This is a genomic window from Pedobacter sp. HMWF019 (genome assembly GCF_003061025.1).
GTDB lineage: Bacteria > Bacteroidota > Bacteroidia > Sphingobacteriales > Sphingobacteriaceae > Pedobacter.
Genome location: NZ_QAIL01000198.1, coordinates 1 through 7,511 on the forward strand (window position 1 = coordinate 1; position 7,511 = coordinate 7,511).

Annotated in this window: 5 protein-coding genes; 1 reads left to right on the plus strand and 4 read right to left on the minus strand. The window is 40.4% G+C overall.

Annotated elements, in window-relative coordinates:
* The first annotated feature begins 599 nt into the window (after nt 1-599).
* On the plus strand, nt 600-791 hold the full coding sequence (locus DBR11_RS29380) for a hypothetical protein (RefSeq protein WP_146186516.1): 192 nt from the start codon (nt 600-602) through the stop codon (nt 789-791).
* 56 nt (nt 792-847) lie between these two features.
* Here the strand turns inward: DBR11_RS29380 and DBR11_RS12165 are convergent, their stop codons facing one another.
* From DBR11_RS12165 to DBR11_RS12180, 4 genes are read right to left on the minus strand one after another with little or no spacing between them, the layout of a single operon-like run.
* A complete protein-coding gene (locus DBR11_RS12165) occupies nt 848-2,020 on the minus strand; it encodes a metallophosphoesterase (RefSeq protein ID WP_108552945.1) in 1,173 nt (390 codons plus the stop codon).
* A gap of 3 nt (nt 2,021-2,023) precedes the next feature.
* Complete coding sequence (locus tag DBR11_RS12170; protein WP_108552946.1) at nt 2,024-3,025, minus strand: hypothetical protein; 1,002 nt, start codon at nt 3,023-3,025, stop codon at nt 2,024-2,026.
* A gap of 53 nt (nt 3,026-3,078) precedes the next feature.
* Nucleotides 3,079-4,623, minus strand: a complete 1,545-nt coding sequence (locus tag DBR11_RS12175) for a hypothetical protein (protein WP_146186517.1) — start codon at nt 4,621-4,623, stop codon at nt 3,079-3,081.
* A gap of 42 nt (nt 4,624-4,665) precedes the next feature.
* Nucleotides 4,666-7,422, minus strand: a complete 2,757-nt coding sequence (locus tag DBR11_RS12180) for a TonB-dependent receptor (RefSeq protein ID WP_108552948.1) — start codon at nt 7,420-7,422, stop codon at nt 4,666-4,668.
* Between the last annotated feature and the right edge of the window lie 89 nt (nt 7,423-7,511).

Consider the following 7,511-nt stretch of genomic DNA (forward strand, 5'->3'; position numbering starts at 1 on the left):
TTTAAAAACAGACATATCATACGATAGCACTGTTTCTTCAAATCCCAGGTCAGTATAAAACTTTCGAGAAATCTCAAAATTTTCCGAACCTATAAATGGCCTGATAGATAACGCCTTATGTTCCATAAACTATAAAAATTTAGGTAAAAACATCAAAAATAAATGCAAAAAACATCCAATCAATAACTCTCTGTGACTTTTCATGCAACCAAGCATTAAGATACGATTTTATTTGCTTCCGGCATAGGTTTTGTCTATACAAGCCCATTAAAACCTGTAAAACAACAATTAACTCAAGTTAAACTACTTAACATTACACATAAAACACACACAACAATTAAATGCATTAAAAAGTAAACAAAATCCAAATTCCTTTAAACCATTTGCTACGAAACTTTCTATCGCTTGAATGTTAGTTCTCTCCATATTCCTTCAATGCTGCTCAGAACCTGCAGATAAATTTTTTGGCGTAGCTGTTTTAAACACCAACACAATAACCGACTTCGGGACGCCAATCCTGGCAAAACATATAGATGCAGCAACAATTGAATATCCGGATGTCCCTTCCAGCAAGAAAAAAGGAGATGAAGCCGTAAAATATGTTCAGAATAAAAGAATATACCGCCTATGCAAAACGCTGTGATGCTAAAGCCCCGCAAGCACAGAAACAGGAAATCCTAAAATCAATTGAACAAAAATATAACGCTGAGTTTGAAAAGCAATATACGGCCTTGTTATCCAATGGTAAGGCCTTCGCAGAAGACAATAAACTACGTGTAAACTGGAACTAACCCAATTCGAAAAAGTGTATTAACCAGCAAAACGAACTGGTCAATACACTTTAATACTAACGGAGTTTTATGGTTACAGAATTACCCCATTTAACCGGAGCAGCAGGATTCGCTGCATCAGGGTTCCACAAACATTCCCTAACCGTTAAGGTCATTGTTTTTGGATCTAAGGCACAAAAGTGAAAGCTCAACTTTGTTTCATCAGGCCCTGAAGCCAAGCCTTTCATTGGAGAATCGGTACTCACAGCATTTAACTGCACATCATTATCCGGACCATTCCATGTATAATATTTACTTTCATGAACATGACCATGTAAGTAAGCCTTAATATTTGGATGTTGTTTTAAAAAGGCCGCAAAAGCACGCTGTTCAATCACCCCTGCAGTGGATGCCGATTTACCATCTTTAAAATGTTCATCCAGCACATTGTCAAATTTATCTGTGTTGTTAATTCCATGATTTCCATTTGGATTGGTAAAGTGATTCGAAACCACAGCCGGCTGATCATGTGCTACAATAATAACGGGAGTTGTACTTGCTACTCCCTGCAAATCTTTATTCAACCAAATTCTTACTGCAGAATCCGGCCACATCTGAATAAAACAAAAATGTGTCCCGGCAAAATCCTTTGAATAGTTGATGCGATCGGTCGCATAACTGAACGTAGAAGCTGTTCTTAGCGTACCAGGCTTAAACATCAGATTATAAATCTGAGCCATAGAACTCGCGTCTGTTAATGGAGCCATATTTGCGTAGTATCCAATTGTATTCGATACATCGTGGTTACCTGGCACCATAAGCAGTTCTGCTTTTTCGTTTTTCTTATTTTTCAAGTTAAGACTATTCAAATAATCGATCCGGAACTGCTCCCAGGATTGAGCAGCTGTTTGTACCGATGCACTGGTCTCCATCCGGTTGGCAATATCTCCAGCCTCTAGAACGTAATCAACAGACCCAATAGCTTTTCCTGCATTTACCCCACCATCATTAGGTAAGGTTACGCCTGGCAAGGTATTCATTTTAGCGACCATTGCTGCGTTAACCACATGAGCATCTACATTTACGGCACCACGAAAAGATGCTCTGCTAATCCCATAGTGGGCGTCAGAGGTTAGAATAAACTGGACTGGAGAAAGGTCTTCTGTTGCTACCTCGTCCGAATTTTTATGGCAAGCAGAAAGGATGGCTATTGCGGCAATGGATAAAGAAAGTAGGCGTTTATTATTCATATATTAATTGGTTTTAATTCTCTGGTAAAATGACAAAGCGGAAAAGTCTCCTGGGTATTTCTTGGTTTCTGAGGTGGTCAGATAGCCCGATCCATCCCAGGCAAAACACACAGCTTCCCCCTGATGTTCGTTTCGGGAATATGGTGCATCCTGCGGTTTTCTAAGGATCGTTTGGGCAACACTCTCATTTGGTCTGCGTTTCCAATACCAAATCTGGCCGGTATTACGCAGCAAAATTTCGGTTCCATCTGGAGAAATATCACCAGAGGTTAAAAGATCAAAGGGCAGCCGGGCCAAAGGGGTTAAGACAGTAGAAGCATTTAGTGCCTGCGGATACTTTGCTACATATAAAGTGCTTTTTGCCTGCTCTTTTGTAGCAATATACAAGTCTTTAGTAAGCGGGTCCAGCAGTAAAGATTCTGCATTAACAGCCCCTTTTGGATAAGTGAACTGCAATTTATCCGGTGTTACATGTAGCGCATTCCCCGACGAATTCAAATCAATAACAGGTTCAGGGAAACGATATACAAAAACACTTGGGTACTTTGAATCATTATCTCCTATTTCGGCAACATAAATATATTTCCTTGAAGGATCCGGACCGGGACCATAAGCAATATCCTCCCAATCTCTGTTATACACCCCATCCAGGATAACTTTACCAAGGTCTTCTCCTTTGGTATTGGTAATGTATACCTCATTGCTATTCCCACTATCTTCGTGCACATACAGCACGCCTGCATAGTTTTGGCTGGCGGCAATTCCAGATAACTCTTTATAATCTTGTCGCTTGAGCGCAGTCACTACAGAAGAGGTGCTGAAGAGATTTGTCTTGTCCAGAAGTGACAGATCATAATTGGATTTTGGAATTGTATCTGTGCCCGTTACCGGAGGTTTTATGACTACAATACTATCTTTAACAGGGGCAGTTTCCGTTCCTGTCTTATCCTTGGTACAGCTCTGAGAACCAATTACCAATAAAGCCAAAAGTAATTTCAATTTCATCTCTATTAAAATTAAGAAGGATGGCTTGACCATCCTTCTTTAAAAATTTAAATTTAGTACCGGTGCTGGTTACCCGTTCCATCTGTAGGAAAAGCACCAAGATCTTTGTTCGGCGGAGTAATATTGGCACCATAAGTACCACCAACCGGAAGATTTTTCATCGGGATGCCATATTGAACCAATTTAGGAGCTGAAGCCTTTACCGGGATCGAATATTTTCCTGAGCCACCCGCATATACACCGGCACCAATAGCTGGTGAGCCTGCCTGCAAATGAAAATCTGCACCTGCCGGAATTTCTGCTACCCTGTAATTTCTGGCCACACTGTTTGCGGCAACATTATAATTTTTAAATAAAGGGTCATATTTCAGAGAGTCACTGGCAGTATTGGTACCATCATTTGTTCCGTTGGCAAGGGTTGAACCATTCACATAACCATTAAAATCAGTAGCTTGTTTACGTGTAAACTGTTTGGCCTCAATAAATACCATATATTGTTCTGATCCACCCATTGGAGTACCTCTTCCAATAGAAGTGAGATTGTTACCATAGGAAGTATTTAAGGTATCACTTGGCTTCCCCTTTTCAGAAGCATATGAAATCCTTAATCCAGCTTTACAATTGACAATAATATTGTTGTAGATAAAACCACCAGCATTGGTTTCTGTATTTATTGAGCCATTCCTTGTTGCTTTAGTCTGCCTGAAACCGCAATTCACCAGCGTATTGTTATAAAAATTAACTAAACTTGGTTTACCTGTGTCACCTGCTGATTTTAATCCGTTGGTGGCGATTCCGAAAGAAAGATTATAGGCTACATCGCCAATTACTCCATCCTTAAGATTAACTCCCTCACCACCGGTACCACCACATTTTGAAAAAGTATTTCTCATAATGCTCACATAGATATTCTGGCATTTTCCAATACAATCATCTTTACTTCCATAGAACCAGGAATCTTCAATGATCAGTTTTCCCATACTGCTTCCAGTAGCACCTGCAGGACTGCTCATATAGACAGAAAATCTCGGATCACCGGCTTTCGCTCCATAGTCAACAGCGTTGGTTCCCCATGGACCTCCGGTATACTCTACGTGGGTCCAGCGAAGCAATAGCAGCTTTGCCGTAGGCGAACATTGAAAGCCCCCCCAATAACCTTTATATGCAGGATCATTAACGTCATCCTTAATATTAGGGTTAGATTTCGGTACTGAAGCAGTAGCGAAAACCGTAAACCAGTTCGGCGCTTCTTTGGTACCATTACTTACCAATGTTCCATTCACATAAAAAGTAGGACTTGTTTCCGGAGATAAGCCATCGCCATGTACAACTACCTTAACTCCAGGCTGTAAGTACAATGTATCACCAGCATTCACAGAAACATCTCCGGTAATGTGATAAGTTTTCCCGGCCAGCATGGTTCCTTTTAATGGAATGGAATGTCCTGAGGCATCTTTTTTAGGAAGTATGGTATCACTGATAGACTGACCTACGACCAATAAAGGCGTAGAGATATTCACCGTTTCTGTACCGCTTTTCTTGCAGGAAAAAACAGTTAGCGATACCAGTACCGCCATACAAATTTTTAAGTAATTCATTTTCATAATTGTTTTGATTAGTCTGTTCTTGATTGTGCTTCTTTAATAGATATATCTTAAACCCAATTGATAATTTTGGCCGTAAAGATTCCGCTTGGACAATGTTTGATTACTTCCTGCTTTTTGGAAAGGGGCAGGATAATCATTAGCCAGCGGCTTATTGATATAGTACTCATCTGCCGTATTCAGGAGGTTTTGTACTTTAGCAAACACGGCGAATTTTTTTCTGAATTTTTTTTCTGCAGATATGTCGAACATACTTAAACCTTTCTGCCACTGATCAAAGTCATAATAGGGCGAAACCAGTGCAATCCGTTTACCTGTATATTGCCAGGCCAGTTGTACATCAATACCTGCTGGGATGTCCTTATACAACAATGCTACGTTTGCCACATGAGCCGACTGTCCTTGCAGTGGCCTGGTTTGAGTAGGCAGTGGATCCATCAACAGGTTATTGAAGGTCTGCCTTTTATCTGTAGTGATCTCCGACTTGGTATAAGTATAATTTAGCCTCAGGCCAAACTTGCTGATGTATTTTTCATATACAACTTCAAAACCATAATTGGTTGCATCACCAAAATTTCCTGGCTGGAATTGATCTGCTTTTTGCCCCACAAAGCCATACTCAATAGGATTGGTGATCTTCTTGTAAAAAGCTCCAACCAGGATCTGTTCGTTTGACTTCGGAAAAAATTCATAACGTGCATCCAGATTATCTGCCGTAGCATGTTTCAAATTTGGATTTCCTGTTTCCGTATATTCATCGCCTTTTACATTGGTCGGAATGATTTCAAAGTAACCAGGGCGATTGATCGAACTAAAATAGGACAACCTTAAATTGCTCTTATCATTCAGCATATATTTGAAATGTACACTTGGCAATTTATCCGTGTAGGAAATTGTTCCGGTTTTTCCAGGCGAGGTTTCCGGTATATCTGTAGCAAAACGCTGATCTGTATTCTCCACCCTTAGCCCAACGATCGTCTCTAATTTTTTAATGCGGAACTTCAACATCGCGTAACCAGCAGAAATGTCTTCGTCAGCTCTGTAGGTATTGGAGTTAGCTGGGGAACCTCCAGGGTTAAATACAGACCAGTTGAAGTGATAGATATCTGTCCAAAGTTGAAAACTGCCATCGGCATTTGGCACTGTTCTTAAATCATAATCATTGTAGAAATTATCACGATGTTTAGAGCGGTACATCCCTCCTGCCGAGAAGGTAAAGGGGATAGATTTAAATTGATTTGCATAGGATAGATTTCCATAACCAGACCAATCCCTGTCACTGTTCCGTTCCCATATCCGATCATAATCTACTACTTTATTTGGATGCTGAAAGGGGTCTGCACCGGTACCCTCCGCGTAATTACCGGCGTCATATTCGTATTCTGCAAGGTCCGGAACATTACTCGAAGCTTTGGAATAAGCACCGGTCCAATCCAACTTCAAACCTTTTAGCAAAGTATGTTGTCCTTGTAACGTGTAATTATTGATTTCCTGATGCTGGTACCTCGACCTGCCAAAATACCAAACTTGCCCTAAACCTGGTCCCTGTTTCCCGGTTTGCAATGAATCTGTTGTTAAACGGGTTTGCGCATCATTCAGTATAGCATAAAAAGTATATAAACTGAGTTTGTTTTGTTCATTGATCACATAATCAATCTTTCCATTGAAGCCAATACGCGTAAGCTGACTGGAAAAGTCACGGATATAGGCATGCTTGGTAATGAGTACCCCGTTAGCATTGCTCTGGTCCAGATACTCTGCCGGATTAAATAGGCTGGTGTATGACTTATAGGTATTTTGATAGGATGCGCCCAGCATAATACCCAATTTGTTGTTTAGGAAACGATTTCCAACAGACAAACTGGCAATTGTATTTGGTCTGAAAGACTTCTTAGTATAATTCAGATTGTCACGGGTAAAATCTTCTGGTTTTGCCAGGTAGGACGGACCATTAGCCTCAAGTGGAGAAGCCCGGTTGATTGCGCTAACCGGGAAATAATTGTAACCTTTGTTGAATAAATTCTGGCTATAACCAGTCGATAAGCTGGTGTTCAAATATAAACGGTTTGGTGCATTTTTCATGACCATGTTTACGGTCCCTCCCACCGCATCAGCCTCCATATTCGGAGTTAAAGTTTTATTGACCTCTACATACTCAACCAGATCTGCAGGAAAGATATCAAGTGGTACGTAGCGGTTTTTGTTATCCGGACTCGGAATTTTTATCCCGTTAACCAGGGTATAGTTGTAACGCTGGTCCATACCTCTGATAATGGCATACCTTCCATCGCCACTGCTGCTTCGTTCCAATGAAACACCAGATACCCTTTGTAATACATTGGCTATGGTAATATCAGGTGAAAGCTGGATGGCCTTGGCGGAAATTAAATTGACCACATTGTCTGCATTCTGTTCCTGTTTACGTACAGCAGCATCTGTTTCCTTGCTTGTTTTACCTGCTATTTCTACACCGTGAAGTACTGCAGAAGTATTCCGGAGAAAAAAATTAAGTCTGTCGTTATTTTTCAGGACAATAGTGGTGTCTTTAGTTCGATAACCGAGAAAGCTGCAGTGTAATTTATAGGTACCGGCGGCAAGATTAGCTAAGGAATAAGAACCATCCAACCCAGCGCGGGTATTCCGCTTTACGATTTCAACGGAAATCGTTGCCCCTGTTAATTGCTCTTTGCTTTCCGCATCCAGTACTACGCCTTTTATAGAATATACAGATTGGCTATTAGCAGAAAAACAAAAGATGAAAAAGAATAAAAATACGAGTAAAGGTCTTTGCATATATCTAAATTTCACGCAAAGGAAAACTAATTTTCAGCCTAAACTCACTAAAAACAAGAATGTTATGTAAGCTTTATACTGTGTTAACA